Source organism: Lamprobacter sp., assembly GCF_034860625.1.
In the GTDB taxonomy this organism is placed as follows: Bacteria; Pseudomonadota; Gammaproteobacteria; order Chromatiales; family Chromatiaceae; genus Lamprobacter.
This window is the reverse complement of sequence record NZ_JAYESN010000012.1, coordinates 55023-69930: the sequence shown is the minus strand read 5'-3', so window position 1 is coordinate 69930 and position 14908 is coordinate 55023. Positions and strand designations below refer to the sequence as shown.

Annotated in this window: 13 protein-coding genes and 3 tRNA genes; 8 read left to right on the top strand and 8 right to left on the bottom strand. The window is 62.5% G+C overall.

Going from position 1 to position 14908, the window contains the following annotated elements:
• Together VBE63_RS05265 and VBE63_RS05260 are read left to right on the top strand one after the other, a co-directional pair.
• Window positions 1-1023, top strand: a 1023-nt coding sequence (locus VBE63_RS05265; protein WP_323681947.1) for an ABC transporter ATP-binding protein/permease, incomplete at its 5' end; no start/stop codon positions are given.
• A gap of 125 nt (window positions 1024-1148) precedes the next feature.
• Window positions 1149-2948, top strand: coding sequence for an amino acid ABC transporter ATP-binding/permease protein (locus VBE63_RS05260; RefSeq protein WP_323681946.1), 1800 nt, complete (start codon window positions 1149-1151; stop codon window positions 2946-2948).
• Between the two features lie 184 nt (window positions 2949-3132).
• On the opposite strand, the gene VBE63_RS05255 is transcribed toward VBE63_RS05260, so the two are convergent.
• The 4 genes from VBE63_RS05255 to dapA all read right to left on the bottom strand — a co-directional run bounded on the left by VBE63_RS05255 (window position 3133) and on the right by dapA (window position 6059).
• On the bottom strand, window positions 3133-3378 hold the full coding sequence (locus VBE63_RS05255; protein WP_323681945.1) for a UPF0175 family protein: 246 nt from the start codon (window positions 3376-3378) through the stop codon (window positions 3133-3135).
• 175 nt (window positions 3379-3553) lie between these two features.
• Window positions 3554-3784 (bottom strand): hypothetical protein, encoded by a 231-nt coding sequence (locus VBE63_RS05250; protein WP_323681944.1) that lies wholly within the window; start codon window positions 3782-3784, stop codon window positions 3554-3556.
• Window positions 3785-3846: 62 nt separating this feature from the next.
• On the bottom strand, window positions 3847-5088 hold the full coding sequence (bamC, locus tag VBE63_RS05245; protein WP_323681943.1) for an outer membrane protein assembly factor BamC: 1242 nt from the start codon (window positions 5086-5088) through the stop codon (window positions 3847-3849).
• 95 nt (window positions 5089-5183) lie between these two features.
• Window positions 5184-6059, bottom strand: coding sequence for a 4-hydroxy-tetrahydrodipicolinate synthase (gene dapA, locus VBE63_RS05240; protein ID WP_323681942.1), 876 nt, complete (start codon window positions 6057-6059; stop codon window positions 5184-5186).
• 160 nt (window positions 6060-6219) lie between these two features.
• Between dapA and VBE63_RS05235 the strand changes: the two genes are divergently transcribed.
• From VBE63_RS05235 to VBE63_RS05215, 5 genes are all read left to right on the top strand, one after another.
• Complete coding sequence (locus VBE63_RS05235; protein WP_323681941.1) at window positions 6220-6759, top strand: glycine cleavage system protein R; 540 nt, start codon at window positions 6220-6222, stop codon at window positions 6757-6759.
• A 256-nt stretch (window positions 6760-7015) separates the two neighbouring features.
• Window positions 7016-7483: a peroxiredoxin gene (locus tag VBE63_RS05230; protein WP_323681940.1), complete on the top strand. Its 468-nt coding sequence runs from the start codon at window positions 7016-7018 to the stop codon at window positions 7481-7483.
• A gap of 126 nt (window positions 7484-7609) precedes the next feature.
• Complete coding sequence (locus VBE63_RS05225) at window positions 7610-9031, top strand: PhoH family protein (RefSeq protein ID WP_323681939.1); 1422 nt, start codon at window positions 7610-7612, stop codon at window positions 9029-9031.
• A 31-nt stretch (window positions 9032-9062) separates the two neighbouring features.
• Complete coding sequence (locus VBE63_RS05220; RefSeq protein WP_323681938.1) at window positions 9063-9491, top strand: DsrE family protein; 429 nt, start codon at window positions 9063-9065, stop codon at window positions 9489-9491.
• Between the two features lie 123 nt (window positions 9492-9614).
• Window positions 9615-10973, top strand: coding sequence for an MFS transporter (locus VBE63_RS05215; protein ID WP_323681937.1), 1359 nt, complete (start codon window positions 9615-9617; stop codon window positions 10971-10973).
• Window positions 10974-11768: 795 nt separating this feature from the next.
• Here the strand turns inward: VBE63_RS05215 and VBE63_RS05210 are convergent.
• The 3 genes from VBE63_RS05210 to VBE63_RS05200 form a co-directional block, all read right to left on the bottom strand.
• Window positions 11769-11844, bottom strand: a tRNA-His gene (locus VBE63_RS05210).
• A 106-nt stretch (window positions 11845-11950) separates the two neighbouring features.
• Window positions 11951-12027 (bottom strand) — tRNA-Arg (locus VBE63_RS05205).
• Window positions 12028-12130: 103 nt separating this feature from the next.
• Window positions 12131-12207, bottom strand: a tRNA-Pro gene (locus VBE63_RS05200).
• Between the two features lie 197 nt (window positions 12208-12404).
• Between VBE63_RS05200 and folD the strand changes: the two genes are divergently transcribed.
• Entirely contained in the window at window positions 12405-13262 is an 858-nt protein-coding gene (folD, locus tag VBE63_RS05195; protein ID WP_323681936.1) for a bifunctional methylenetetrahydrofolate dehydrogenase/methenyltetrahydrofolate cyclohydrolase FolD, read from the top strand.
• 79 nt (window positions 13263-13341) lie between these two features.
• On the opposite strand, the gene cysS is transcribed toward folD, so the two are convergent.
• Window positions 13342-14730 (bottom strand): cysteine--tRNA ligase, encoded by a 1389-nt coding sequence (gene cysS, locus VBE63_RS05190; RefSeq protein WP_323681935.1) that lies wholly within the window; start codon window positions 14728-14730, stop codon window positions 13342-13344.
• Between the last annotated feature and the right edge of the window lie 178 nt (window positions 14731-14908).

Below are 14908 nucleotides of genomic sequence, written 5' to 3'. Positions count from 1 at the left end.
GAGCTGTTCTCAACCCTCGGCATTGCCATCATCGCGGTGTTCATCGGCTTCCGGCTCTATCAGCTCGACCTGCCGATCCCGGACCTGATCGCGCCACCCGAGATCAGCTTCGTCACCGGCTTCTTCATCCTGCTGCTCGCGCCCGAGTTCTATGCGCCGCTGCGCAATCTCGGCACCCACTATCATGGGCGGATGGAGGCCATCGCCGCCGCCGAGCGCCTAGTCGCGGTGATGGATACCGAACTGCCGGCACCCCCAACACAGCGTTCCAGCCTGAGCGCGGACAGCCCACTGCACATCCGCTTCGAAGACGTTTCGTTCAGCTATGAGCCGGGGCGACCAGCGCTCGTTGGCGCGCAGCTCGAGATCAAACCCGGCGAGCGCGTCGCCCTGGTTGGGCCGAGTGGTGCCGGTAAGACGACGGTCGCAAACCTCTTGCTCGGCTTCATCCGGCCAGAGGCAGGTCGCATCAGCATCGATGGCGAAGACCTCAACGCCTTGGCGATCGACGACTGGCGCCGGCGGCTCGCGTGGCTGCCCCAGCAGCCACGTCTGTTCCAAGGCACCATCGCTGACAACATCCGCCTCGGCCTGCCCGATGCGAGCCTTGCCGAGGTGCGCCAAGCCGCCGAGCGCGCGCAGGCCGCCGAGTTTATCGACCGGCTGCCACGCGGCTATGAGACGCCGGTCGGCGAGCGTGGCGCTGGACTCTCCGGCGGTCAGATCCAACGCGTTGCCCTGGCGCGCGCCTTCTTGCGTGATGCGCGCTTGGTGATTCTCGACGAGGCGACGGCCAGCCTCGACCCCGCCAGTGAGGCGCTCGTGCAGCGCGCGCTCGACCAACTCGCTGAAGGCCGCTCGATGCTGGTGATCGCGCATCGACTGAGCACAGTGCGCACCGCTGATCGCATCCTGGTGATCGACGGCGGGCGGATCATCGAAGCCGGCTCACATGCCGAGCTGATCGAGCGCGATGGCCCCTATCGGCAGATGGTGCGATTGTTGGAACCGATTGCGGTATGAGCATGGCCAGCCCCAGCCCCATCGCGATCAACCCAGCAAGATGGCCGACCGCTGTGGCTGACCGCCGTAACTGACCGCCGTGGCTGATTTCGTTTTCACGCCTGAGTGGCGAGGAGAATCTCGGCATGTCTGAGCTCATCCGTCTCTGGCAGCTGTTCCAGCCCTATCGCGGCTGGATGCTAGGCGGCTTCGCCGTGGCCCTGATCACGTTGCTCGCCAACGTCGCATTGATGGCGATCTCGGGCTGGTTCATCACCGCCATGGCCGTCGCTGGCGCGGCTGGGGTGGCGATGAACTATTTCGCCCCGGCCGCCCTGATCCGCGCCAGCGCCATCGGCCGCACCGCTGGGCGCTATTTCGAGCGCCTGATCACGCACGAGGCCACGCTGCGCCAGCTCGCCGGGCTGCGGGTCTGGTTCTATCGGCATCTGGAACCGCTAGCCCCGGCGCGGCTGATGGAATACCACAGTGCCGATCTCCTGACCCGCATCCGCGCCGATATCGACGCGCTCGACAACCTTTATGTGCGCGTGTTGGTGCCCGTGCTGGTTGCCATCACGTCCGGTCTGGCGTTTTTCCTCTTCACCGCGCTCTTCGATCTGGACCTCGCGCTGCTCCTGTTGAGCGCGTTGCTGATCGCTGGCGTTGCCCTGCCCTGGGCGGGACATCGGCTCGGCAAACGGCCAGGCCGGCGCATCGTCGAGATCCAGGCTGAGCTGCGCCAGGCCGGCATCGACGGCACCCAGGGCCTGTCCGAGCTGCTGATCTATGGTGCCGCCGACAGCCAGGCTCGGCATCTGGACGCGCTCAGCCGGGCGTTGGTCGTCGAGCAGGAGCGCATGAGTCAGCTCACCGGCATCGCCCAGGCCGCGACTGGCCTCACCGCCAATCTGACCCTCTGGGGCATGCTCTGGCTCGGCATCCCGCTGGTGCATGATGGCAGCCTGGCGTCACCGCAGCTGGCGATGCTGGCGCTGTTTTCACTGGCGACCTTCGAGGCCGTCGCGCCCTTGCCGATGGCCTTCCAACAGCTCGAATCAACGCTGACCGCGGCGCGCCGGCTGTTTGCCATCGTCGATACCGAGCCGGCGGTGCCGGAGCCGACCGGCCCCGCGCCGCGACCGAAAGACAGCGGGCTGGTGATCGAAGGGCTGCGTTTTTCTTACCCCAGCAAGAGCAGCCTGAATGATCACTTCGGCACGGGATCAAGCGCGGATGCGGGCGTCGATTCCGACTCGGCCAAGGAGCGCCCAACGCTCGACGGCATCAATCTCGAGCTGCCACCGGGTCGGCGGGTCGCCATCGTCGGCGCCACTGGCTCTGGCAAGACCACGTTGTTTAACCTGCTACTGCGCTTTTGGGCACCCGAGTCCGGCTCTATCCGGCTCGGCGGGATACCGCTCGAACAGTTCCCCGGCGAAGACCTGCGCAGCCGTATCGCGCTGGTCTCGCAGCACACGCACCTGTTCGATACCAGCATCCGTGAGAACCTGCTGATCGCCGCTCCCGACGCCCCACAAGGGGTGTTGGAGCGGGCCTGCGCGACAGCCCAGATCCACGACTTCATCGCCGAACTGCCCGAGGGTTACGACACCTGGGTTGGCGAGACCGGCGTGCGGCTCTCGGGCGGCCAGGCACGGCGCATCGCCATCGCCCGCGCGCTGTTGCGTGATGCGCCGATCCTGCTCCTCGATGAGCCTACCGAGGGCCTAGACGCCGTTACCGAGCGCGCGCTGATGGATGCGGTGCAACAGCTCATGGAAGGACGCACCGTCCTGCTGATCACCCATCGGCCCGTCGCACTGGCGCAGATGGACGAGATTCTGGTGCTCGATCAGGGCCGCGTCGTCGAGCGCGGCACCCACGCCGAACTGCTGAAGGCGCCGATCTACCCGCGCCTGCTTGGATTGGATCTCGACGTTTAGCTGAATCTGGTCTTGCTTACACCCGGATTTGCGTTCAATCATCAATAGCGTTCGCGACCCGAACACGACGGTTGGCCTGCGCACCGCTTGCGGCAGCAGCACCCGATCGAACAGCCCGTCCAAGATCTGCTCCTGGCCAATCCCCAATAGCGCGATCATTGGTGATGCATTGACAACAACGCGTTTAGGCATGCCCGATAGCGTCATCATCTAGGTCTTCCTGAAACGGAGAGACACCGAGTCGAGACAGCGCCCGCATGAACTCGACACGCGTCAGGCCCGCGATCTCCGCACCACGCTCCTGCGAGATCAGCCCAAGCTCATACCATTTCGCCGCAGCGGCCATACGGAACTCCATCTGCATCTCTTGTGGGTCTTTGCGCAAGGCGGCAAAGGCGCCGTCGGGCAGATCGAATGCGATCATTGTCATCACAAATCTCCTACAAAAAGCGCTCTACGCGTCCCATACGAGCACCAACAATCCTACCTGCGCTCAGGACCAAGCGCTCAGTGATTGAATACGGCCGCGTTCCATGATGAAGCAGCAGCGCTGCAGTACGACGCCCTGCAGGGGGCATCCCATACATGGTGGCATTCCACATGGATCAGATCACGAGCCAACCGGTACCGCGTGATTGTGGCGCGATAACCAGACGCTGTTCCAGATCCGCGGAGACCGCGGCGATGGCCGAGCGGACCAGGTCTTCGCGGTTGTTATTGGCGCTGACATGGGCGATCAATAGCTGCCGAAGCGCGCGGTGCTCGAGCCGGTCGAGCAGCTCCGCAGCTTGCTGATTGCTCAGGTGGCCAAAGGCGCCACCGACACGCGCTTGCACGCTCCAGACTCGACCAGGGTCGCATTGCCGCGACTGCCGCTGCCGAGCGCGGCAAATCGCATTCAGCCGAGCTGTTCTTTCAGCAGCTTCAGAATCTGCTCAGCGGTGGCTGAGGTATCGCGCCCGCCGGCCTCATCATGGACCGTCACGCGACTCTCTTGCGCATCGCCCTGGACACGGATCTGATAGGTCTTGGCCTTATCGGGCCGATCGCCCCCATCCCAGAATGCCATCCTGGACAGTAGCCCTGTCTTCTTCTCGCGCTTGGAGGGATCGTCATAGCGGACGAAAAAGACACCAGCACTGCGATCCCGGTCTTCAACGGCGAACCCGCTCCGATCCAAGGCCAGCCCAACCTGCCGCCAGGCACGGCGGAACTCCTCTGGGATCACCAGCTCGCTGCCGGCGCCGGCGCTGACCAGCCGCGCTGTGCTCGATGCCCCGCTTCCGGCTGGTGAACCGGCAGCGGCGCGACCGCCACCCTGCGCCAGCATCCGCTGGGCATTGCTATCCGACACACCCAGGGACAACATCAGGCGCCGCAGCATCTCGGCCTCTTTGCCTGGATCGGTCGGCGCCGGCTCCCAGACCGTGGTCGAGCCCTCGCCAACGGTGTTGCGCACCAGGCGCTCTTCCATGCCGCGATGGGTCAGATAGATCTCGGAGGTTCCCGAGCGCGGCCCGGCATCGATACGCACCCGGTACTGGTCACGGGTCGAGGTGGCATAAAGCCCGCCGGCGACCCTGCGCATCATGTTGGTAACGAAGTCTTTGCGGATCTCGGCGCGATTCTCGAGCCAGTCGGTCTTCATCACGCCGACAGCCGGGTCCTGCTCCTCGAGCAGGATGCCTTGCTGACGCCAGAAGGCGACGACCTGCGGCCAGACAACCTGAGGCGAGGCATCGACCTCGAGCCAGCGCTGATCCCCAGAGCGCTTCAGCGTCACGCCCGAGACCTCCGGCAAGACCTCGCCGCTTCCGGCAACGCGCCGGCGCGCCTCTTGACCGCCGGCATAGGAGGAAAAGGTCGCCGTTCCACTCGCACCGGGGATGTCGAGCGCATCGTTGAAGCTGGCGCCGGCGAGATCCGGTGGCAGGGCAAGATTTTCATCCGCCTCACGCGCCTTCTTGTACTCGACCTGCCGATCAGGCAGATATTTCTCCATATTCATCGAGCCACAGCCGGTCAGGGTCAGCGGCAAGGTCAGCGGCAACAGCGGCCAGGCAACCAGCAGGAGCAGCGGTGTCTTCATGTTGATGGTCAAATGCCTCGAGCCGATGAGCGCGCTGATAGGGCTATTCATGGGTCTGCTGATGGGGCCGCTGATGGGTCCACTGATGAGGCCGCTGATGAGTCTGCTCATGCGCCTACTGATGGATCTCCCCATGAATGCGCCGATCACAGGACGCCCGCGTCGATCAGGGCCTGGCGCACCAGCGCATGATGCGTCTCGGAGAGCCAGGTCAGTGGAAGACGAATCCCGGTCTCGATCAGGCCCATCTCATGCAAAGCCCATTTCACCGGTATCGGGTTGGATTCGACGAATAGATTCTGATGCAGCGGATCAAGGCGCGCGTTCAGTGCGAGGGCTTGACTTCGCTGACCTGCGAGGGCCAGCTCACAGAGCTGCGCCATCTGCACTGGTGCAACATTGTTGGTGACCGAGATCACCCCATCACCGCCCTGCAGCATCAGTTCGCAACCGGTGGCGTCATCACCACTGTAGATGGCGAAGTCCGGACCGCAGCCCCTGCGCAGCTCAGGCAGGCGCGTCAGATCGCCGGTCGCATCCTTGATGCCGACAATCCGCGGGTGCTTGGCAAGCGTGGATGCCGTTGCCGGCAGTAGATCGCAGGCGGTACGACCTGGCACGTTGTAGAGGATCTGCGGGATATCAACGGCATCGGCGATGCATTGATAGTGAGCGATCAGGCCGGCCTGAGTCGGCTTGTTATAATAGGGCGTGACCAGAAGTGCAGCATCCGCGCCCGTCTCTGCTGCACACTGGGTGAGGCGGATGGCCTCGGTGGTAGAGTTCGCGCCTGTTCCCGCAATGACCGGAAGGCGTCCTGCAGCGGCCGCCACGGTGCGAGCCAGCACATCGCAGTGCTCGGCCTCGTCGAGAGTGGCTGACTCTCCGGTTGTTCCAACGGCGACGATGGCGGCGGTTCCAGCCTGCACATGCAGATCAACGAGCCGCTCTAGCGCCTCGCCGTCGACTTCGCCATCCGCGCTCATCGGCGTCACGAGCGCGACGATGCTGCCTCGTATCATTCCGTCTGGACTCCCAGCAAAATTTCAGAACGGAATGGTATCTTGGCGCGTGAAGGCTTTACAAGCGCGCAGGCGGCGCTCAATGCGCGGTTTGGCTTGAGATCATCGCTTACTGCTACACTTTGGCGCTTCTTGCCGCGAGCGCTTAGGAATCAGAGATATGGCCACGCATAAGACTTACCTCGTCATCTCTGCGGTCGGTGCCGACCATCCCGGTCTGGTCAACGACCTCTCTCGCAGCATCCTCGAGCACGGCTGCAATATCGAGGATAGCCGCATGACCGTGCTCGGCGGCGAGTTCGCCGCCATCTTATTGGTCGAGGGTAAATGGAACACCTTGGCAAAGGTCGAGAACGCGCTGCCTGAGCTGCAGCGTTCGCTCGACCTGACCATCGTCAGCAAACGCACCGGCGCCCGTGCGCAGGGCGAGGGAAAGCTCCCCTATGCAGTCGACGTGATCGCGATGGATCATCCGGGTATCGTCAACAACCTTGCCGGTTTCTTCGCCGAGCGGCGGATCAATATCGAGGATATGGCCACCACCACCTATGCCGCCGCCCATACCGGAACCCCGATGTTTGCGGTACACATGACGGTCGGTATCCCAGCCGATACCCATATTGCAACGCTCCGCGAGGAATTCATGGATTACTGCGACGGACTCAATCTGGATGCGGTTCTGGAGCCGCAAAAGGCCTAATCCCTCGGCGCGGGCGAGGCTAGACCAGTCCAGTACAGGCGGGGCCAGGCTGCGATCCAGAACGATCACCGAGATGGAGCACCGCAACAGGCTTCCAATCCAGCGGTCAGACCTGATATCTCCGCGGCGGGGCCTTCGTGCTGACGCCTTCTAGGCGCCACTACCCCGCCTGATGCAATCGCTGCTTCCCGACAACGCCGGCAGGTGCAAGCCGGGCAGCAGGTCGAGTCCACATCCAACCTTGAGGAGATGCCTTATGTCCGTTGCGATCAATGAGCCGGTTCCTGACATCGAGCTGCCCGCCACCGGCGACAAGCAGATCAAACTCAGCGATTTTCGTGGTCAGCGCCTCGTGCTCTTCTTCTATCCAAAGGCCAGCACCTCCGGCTGCACCCAGGAAGGATTGGACTTTACTGCTGCAGCGGCGGATTTCGCGGCGGCCAATACCGCGATCCTTGGCGCCTCGCGCGACGGTATCAAGGCGCAGGAGAACTTCAAGGCCAAGCAGAGCTTCACCTTTGATCTGCTGTCCGACAAGGAAGAAACCCTGTGCAAGGCTTTCGACGTCATTAAACTGAAAAAGATGTACGGCAAGGAATCGCTTGGCATCGAGCGCAGCACCTTTCTGATCGATGAGCAAGGCACAGTGATCAAAGAGTGGCGCGGCGTCAAAGTGCCCGGCCACGTCGATGAAGTGCTCGCCGCTGTTCGGGCGCTCAGCTGAGCAGGAGTGCCCCGGACCGGGTCGAGGCGGCCGTGGCGGCGCCTCTGCCTGGGTTGACGACCTGCTGCGGGCCTGGCTCATACCCCTTGTTGGAAGAACCCGTCCCTGGCCAGACCCGAGGTATCGATGATCCAGCGTGAAAGTGACCACTGCCTGTTCGTGCTCGACACCAACGTGTTGATGCACGACCCTACCGCCTTGTTCCGCTTCAAAGAACACGACATCTACCTGCCGATGATGGTGCTCGAGGAGCTCGATGCCGGAAAAAAGGGCTTGTCAGAGGTCGCCCGCAATGTTCGCCAGGTCAGCCGCTTCCTCGATCAGTTGATCAGCGACGCGGATCGGAGCGAGATCGAGGCTGGTCTGCCCATCCACCCGCTGAGCGAGTACGGTCGGGGCTTCACCGAGGCGCCGACCGGACGGCTCATCTTCCAGACCGAGCGGCTCGGCGCCAAGCTGACGAGCGCGCTGCCAGGCACCTCGGCAGATAACGATATCCTGGCGACAGCGCTGGAGCTGCAACGACGCGAACAACCGGGCGGGCGCTCGGTCGTCATCGTCTCCAAAGACATCAATCTGCGCATCAAGGCCACGGTGCTCGGGATTCCTGCCGAGGACTACTCAAACGATCAGGTCCTGGACGACGTCAACCTCCTCTACACTGGTATGGTCAGCTTGCCTGCCGACTTCTGGGAGCATAACGCCAAGGAGGTCGACGCTTGGAAAGAAGAGGGACGGACGTTTTATCGAATCAGCGGGCCGGATGTCGCGGAATGGTACGTCAACGAGTGCTTGAGCCTGGAGGGCGATGACAGCTTCGAGGCGGTGGTGCGGGAGAAGCGCAGCGAGACCGAGGCGGTCATCGAGCTCGCCGATGACTTCCGGGTGCAGCGCCATAACGTCTGGGGCATCAGGGCGCGCAACCGCGAACAAAATTTCGCGCTGAACATGCTCATGGACCCGGATCTGGATTTTGTCACGCTGCTGGGTACCGCCGGTACCGGCAAGACGCTGCTTGCCCTTGCGGCTGGATTGGCGCAAGTCCTCGACACAGGTCGCTACCGCGAGATCATCATGACCCGAGTGACAGTCCCTGTGGGGGAAGATATCGGCTTCCTGCCGGGCACCGAAGAAGAAAAGATGACGCCTTGGATGGGCGCCTTGATGGATAATCTTGAGGTGCTAACACAGACTGAAGGTGGCGATTGGGGCCGTGCGGCGACCAACGATCTGGTGCGCAACCGCATTCGCATCTCATCACTGAACTTCATGCGCGGGCGCACTTTCTTACACAAGTACATCATTCTCGATGAGGCGCAAAATCTGACCGCCAAGCAGATGAAGACCCTGATCACGCGCGCCGGGCCTGGCACCAAGATCGTTTGCCTTGGCAACATCGCACAGATCGATACGCCCTATCTCACCGAAACCACCTCAGGACTGACCTATGTTGTGGATCGTTTCAAGGACTGGGAGCACGGCGGCCACATCACCCTGCTGCGAGGCGAGCGCTCCAGGCTCGCGGACTTCGCCTCCGGCGCCCTATAACCACTAAAGACTCTCGAGAGGAACAGGGCTCATGCCTCAAACACTGCGCAACTTCCTGCTTGGCCTGGGTCTGCTGGCACTGACCACAACCGCCCTAGCCACTGATGATAAGCTCAATGTGGTCTACCACCTCAGCGACGAAGACAAGGTCTCGTTCGCACTCAATAATATCCAGAATCACATCGACGGAATCGGCGGGCCCGAGAAGATCAATATCATCCTCGTTTCGCACGGGTCTGCGGTGAATCGCTTCACGGACATCGAGGCCGTCAACAAGGTGCGAGAGAATGTCGCTAAGCTGCAGGAGCAAGGCGTGACCTTCGAGGCCTGTGCCAACACCCTCAGCGTCTTCAATCTCGAGCCCGATGAGCTGCTGCCGGGCTTCGTGCTCGCGGAGCAGGGTGGTGTCACGCGGATCGCCGAGCTGCAATCCAAAGGCTACGTCTACCTGCGTCCCTAGGCCCCATAACGGCCCGATCGTCTGATTCGGCTGCTCTCACTCCAGGCGGCTTCAACAGCCGCCACGCCCCCAAGCCCCGTTGCCCCTATTGATTCGGGCAATCGCCACGCGAGCTGGCTGACCATGAACCACACCCCCGAGATCAAGCTCGGTCCCATCATCCTGGCCCCCAGCGTCGAGCGTCGGCACGGCTGGAGCTTCTTGGTCGCCGCCTTCTTGACGATTGGCATGATGACCTTCGTCACCATCGGCCAGACCTATGTCCTCAATGAGCATCTGGGGGTCCCAGAATCCGAGCAGGGCGCGATCAGCGGCGACCTAGTGTTCTGGACCGAGATCGTCACGCTGCTGTTCTTCCTGCCCGCAGGCATCCTGATCGATCGGATCAGCCGCCGCTCGGTCTACGCGGTTGGCTTTTTGCTGCTAGCGCTGACCTATGTGCTCTACCCCTTGGCCGAGACCGTCGACGCACTCTACTACTACCGCATCCTCTATGGCCTGGGAGTGGTCGCCGTCGCTGGGGCTCTCTCGACGGTGCTCGTCGACTATCCGGCTGAGCAGTCCCGCGGCAAGCTGGTCGCGATCATTGGCGTGCTCAGCGGGCTCGGGATCGTGTTCACCAATCAGGGCTTCGGCGCCTTACCCGAACAGTTGGTCGCCGCGGGCTACGATGGCGAGGCCGCTGGGCGTATCACCCACTTCGCCGTTGCTGGCGTCTGTGTGCTCGCGGCCATTGTGGTTCGGCTCGGACTCAAGGCAGGGGTTCCGGTCGCGCGCGAACAGCGTCCGAGCGTCCGGCAACTGTTCATCAGCGGTTTCTCCGAGGCACGCAATCCGCGCGTTGCACTTGCCTACTCGGCCGCCTTCATTGCCCGTGGAGACCAGTCCGTCAACGCCACCTTCCTGATCCTTTGGGGCACACTCGCCGGCAAGGCCGCCGGCATGAGCTCTGCTGAGGCCGTCATGAATGGCACCTTGATCTTCGTCATCGCCCAGATCTCGGCGCTGGTCTGGGCACCCGTACTCGGCCCCATCCTCGACCGACTCGATCGGGCAACCGGGCTCGCCATCTGCATGGTCCTTGCCGCCATCGGCAACCTCTCACTGCTGCTGCTCGACAACCCGCTTGAGCGCATCGGCATCCTGTTCTACGTCCTGCTCGGCATCGGTCAGATCAGCGTCTTCCTTGCCGCTCAGTCGCTGATCGGCCAAGAGGCGCCTGTCACCAAGCGCGGCTCGGTGTTGGGGGCCTTTAACATCTCGGGCGCCTTCGGCATCCTCTTGATCACCCTGGCCGGAGGGCGCCTATTCGATGCGGTCGATCCGCGCGCGCCTTTTGTCGTCGTCGGCGCGATCAATATCCTGTTGTTCTTCGCCAGTCTTTATGTGCGACTGCGCAGGCCACGCCCCCCGCTCAAGCAGACTGCCGACGCAGACAGTCAAAAAGCAGCCTGTCCTGATCTCAGCGCTCCTCCCGGCTGAAGCCGTTCACGCAGGCTGCGGGCCATCGGCCGAGCACGCATCAACCGTCAGCGAGCATGAACGACTTCATCTCCAAGCCCGTGAAACGCCAAGATCTTCACACCCTGCTCGCTCAGTGGCTACCGCGCAATTGCCAACAGGCACCAACGCCAGAGCCGACGACCATCACCTTGACTGCGATACCCTCAGACAGATGAAGGCGCCTACAGCTTGCAGGCCCCCTCTGCAGGGCCCACATCAGCGTCGCCCGGCCTCGCTCTCATGAGATTCCGCATTCGATCTTCGGATAGGCGTAGACCCGCATCTCAGCCTCAGCGGTCCTGTGGCTAAAACCGCGATCCAGATCACTCTGGAAGACACACTTCCTCGTGTCCGTGGGCGATGGGCTGACGGCGTTCAGGCCTGACAAGGTGAGCACTGTGCAGCCATCCAAGATGAGAGCCCTACGCTCCTCATGCCGAGAACTCACTTGATGCCTGCAACAAGGGGCGATCCTATTGCTCGATCTCACTCAAGGATAGCCAAGGTATCGCCTTAGGGATAGCGGCCCACGCCTGGGGAGGACGCAACGTGCAGGTCCGTCCGACGCAATGCGCTCGGCAACGAGATGCTGGGGCGTTCATCGTCCGACGCCGCTTGCGCCAGGCATCGAAATGACCGCGGAAGGGTCGCGCAGCAGCAGCCTGGCGGCGGAAAGAAGTGTCCGAGGGGTTTAGGACAAGACGCTGACCAAGGGCAGATGGATCAACACAAAGCCGATACCAAAGGGCAGGCATTTGATCGTCGTCGATGAGATGGGGCGAACGATGGGGCTCGAACCCACGACCGCCTGGGCCACAACCAGGTGCTCTACCAGCTGAGCTACGTCCGCCGTTGATTCTGAGATAGCTGATCCGCCTGTGGCAAGCTGATCAGCATGAGCAAAGCTCGACTATTCGACCCCTACTGTCAAGTTTAGCCCCCTATCATGGGGCGTTTGGCGCGCCCGGCAGGACTCGAACCTGCGACCCACGGCTTAGAAGGCCGTTGCTCTATCCAGCTGAGCTACGGGCGCTCATTCCACCAGTCGCTGCCGCCTTGCGAAGCCCTGCTCGCGACTGCGGGGGCGGATCTCAAGCGACTCGACTGACGCAGCCCAAGCCGCGAGGACCGAAAAGTGGTCGGGGTAGAGGGATTCGAACCCCCGACATCCTGCTCCCAAAGCAGGCGCGCTACCAGACTGCGCTATACCCCGAAGGCGAATCTCGTGGTGGCAAGCAACTGACAGATGCTGGCACCGATACTCGCGCTAAGCCGAGTAGGGTACGCCTTGTGCGTTTTGGCGTCAATACACCAAGGATGCCCCCGCTAGACCAGTGCATCGATGCTGCGACAGCGGTTAGGATTACGTACTGGCCAACATCGGCGATCATGGGTAGGAGAACAGCGGAGATGAGTGCAGAGATTCTTGACGGCAAGGCGATTGCGGCCGAGGTGCGCGCCGAGGTGGCGTCGAAGGTGGCGGAACGCCTGCAAGCTGGAAAGCCCGCGCCTGGTTTAGCCGTCGTCCTGGTCGGCGAGCATCCAGCCTCGCAGGTCTATGTGCGCAACAAGCGCAAGGCCTGCGTCGAGATCGGTTTCCATTCTGAGCTGCATGAACTTCCTACCCGTGTTTCGCAAGACGAGCTGATCGAAGTCGTCGATGCCCTGAACGCCGATCCGGCCATCCACGGCATCCTGGTGCAGCTGCCCCTGCCGACACAGATCGACCCTGAGACCATCATCGAACGCATCCTGCCGACCAAGGATGTCGACGGCTTCCATCCTTATAATATCGGTCGGCTGTCGTTGCGCATGCCGGTGCTGCGCCCCTGTACACCCAAGGGCGTGATGACGCTGCTTGAGCGCACCGGACAAACACTGGAAGGTTTGGATGCAGTCGTGATCGGTCAGTCGAATATTGTTGGGCGGCCCATGGCTCTGGAGCTGCTCGCGGCGCGTTGCACCATCACCCTCTGTCATAGCCGGACCAAGCACCTTGCCGAGAAGGCGCGGGCGGCTGATATCCTTGTGGTGGCAATTGGCCGTGAGCGGTTCGTGCCCGGTGATTGGATTAAGCCTGGCGCCATTCTGATCGATGTTGGCATGAATCGCGATGCGAAAGGCAGGCTCTGCGGCGATGTCGATTTCAACGCCGCCCGCGAGCAAGCGAGCTGGATTACTCCGGTGCCCGGCGGGGTCGGCCCCATGACGATCGCCAGCCTGTTGGAGAATACCTTGCAGGCTGCTGACCTCGCCGACAAACGCTGAGTTTGATGGCTCAAGGCCTGCGCCACAATGCTAGCGCGACTAGACAAGGGGCCGGTAACGGCGGATCTTCGGCTGCCTTTTACCCGCGCCGCCAGCGAGTGCCGCCGGCAGCATCCTCGAGTTGAATCCCCGCCGCCTGCAGCTGATCACGAATGCGATCAGCTTCGGTAAAGTTGCGTGCTCGCCGCGCCTCGGCCCGCGCGGCAATCAGTGCCGCGATCTCGGCATCGCTCGGTCCCGATGTCCGTGCCGCCCCTTCGCCACCTAGATAGGCCTCGGGAGCTTGCTCGAGCAGGCCGAGCACGCCCGCCAGCGCGCGTAGCTCGGCGCCGAGCGCCGCCGCAGCCAGGAGGTCGGTCTCACGCAGCCGGTTGATCTCGCGCGCGACATCGAACAGCACGGCGAGTGCCTCCGGGGTATTGAAGTCATCGTCCATCGCCGCTGTAAAGCGCTCGCGCGCCTGCTCGCCCCTAGTCGCCTCTGCCGCGGGCAGCCCACGCAGCGCGGTATAGAGACGAGTCAGCGCGGCGCGGGCGCCATCAAGCTGGCTGTCGTCATAGTTGAGGGGGCTGCGGTAATGGCTGCTGAGGATGAAATAGCGCACCTCTTCAGGCTGATAGCGTTCAAGGATCTCGCGCACGGTGAAGAAGTTGCCGAGCGACTTCGACATCTTCTCATCGTTGACGCGGACGAATCCGTTGTGAATCCAGACGTTGACAAAGGGCTCCCCCGTGGCCCCCTCGGACTGGGCAATCTCATTCTCATGATGCGGAAACTGCAAATCCGCACCGCCGCCGTGGATATCGAAATGGTTACCTAAGCGGCAGGTAGACATCGCCGAGCACTCGATATGCCAGCCCGGACGACCGGTGCCCCAGGGCGCCTTCCAGGCCGGCTCGCCCGGCTTGGCAGCCTTCCAGAGCGCGAAATCAAGCGGATCACGCTTCGCATCGCCGACCTCGACCCGAGCACCAGCGCGCAGATCCTTGGGGTCCTTACCAGAGAGACGACCATAGCCAGGAAAGCTTGCGACCGCATAATAGACATCGCCATTTTCGGCGACGTAGGCATGCCCGTTCTGGATCAACCGCTCGATCATGGCGAGGATCTCGTCGATATGCGCGGTGGCCCGCGGCTCATCGTCCGGCGGCAGGACGCCCAAAGCGGCCGCATCCTCGTGCATGGCGCCGATAAAGCGCTGGGTCAGATCGCTGAATGCCTCGCCGTTCTCCGCCGCGCGCGCCAGGATTTTGTCATCGATGTCGGTGATATTGCGGATATAGGTGACCTCAAAGCCGCTGCGCATCAGCCAGCGGTAGATCACATCGAAGACCACGAGCACACGCGCATGACCGAGGTGGCAGAAGTCGTAGACGGTCATACCACAGACATACATGCGGACCTTGCCGGGCTCGATCGGCTGGAAGAGCGCCTTACGGCGGGTCAGGCTATTGTGGATGTACAACATCGGGCAAGCTCCAATCTGAGCGGAGGGGGAGACGACAAGGAGACAGATTCAGTGACGACGAACCGCCGTTCGACCCGGCATGCGACGGCGCCTGAGCAGGGCCGGGGCTTCTCAGGAGAGCCAATGGGCGAATCTAACGGCCATTTTTGATAAGCTGAGCGTCAAACCTAGGAGATAC

Bases quoted from the DNA above. Each gene is read 5' to 3' on its own strand.
- folD (WP_323681936.1), top strand. From the start codon at position 12,405: ATGAGTGCAGAGATTCTTGACGGCAAGGCGATTGCGGCCGAGGTGCGC.
- VBE63_RS05255 (WP_323681945.1), bottom strand. From the start codon at position 3,378: ATGACAATGATCGCATTCGATCTGCCCGACGGCGCCTTTGCCGCCTTG.
- VBE63_RS05225 (WP_323681939.1), top strand. From the start codon at position 7,610: ATGATCCAGCGTGAAAGTGACCACTGCCTGTTCGTGCTCGACACCAAC.
- VBE63_RS05215 (WP_323681937.1), top strand. From the start codon at position 9,615: ATGAACCACACCCCCGAGATCAAGCTCGGTCCCATCATCCTGGCCCCC.
- VBE63_RS05235 (WP_323681941.1), top strand. From the start codon at position 6,220: ATGGCCACGCATAAGACTTACCTCGTCATCTCTGCGGTCGGTGCCGAC.
- VBE63_RS05230 (WP_323681940.1), top strand. From the start codon at position 7,016: ATGTCCGTTGCGATCAATGAGCCGGTTCCTGACATCGAGCTGCCCGCC.
- VBE63_RS05260 (WP_323681946.1), top strand. From the start codon at position 1,149: ATGTCTGAGCTCATCCGTCTCTGGCAGCTGTTCCAGCCCTATCGCGGC.
- VBE63_RS05220 (WP_323681938.1), top strand. From the start codon at position 9,063: ATGCCTCAAACACTGCGCAACTTCCTGCTTGGCCTGGGTCTGCTGGCA.
- bamC (WP_323681943.1), bottom strand. From the start codon at position 5,088: ATGAATAGCCCTATCAGCGCGCTCATCGGCTCGAGGCATTTGACCATC.
- dapA (WP_323681942.1), bottom strand. From the start codon at position 6,059: ATGATACGAGGCAGCATCGTCGCGCTCGTGACGCCGATGAGCGCGGAT.
- cysS (WP_323681935.1), bottom strand. From the start codon at position 14,730: ATGTTGTACATCCACAATAGCCTGACCCGCCGTAAGGCGCTCTTCCAG.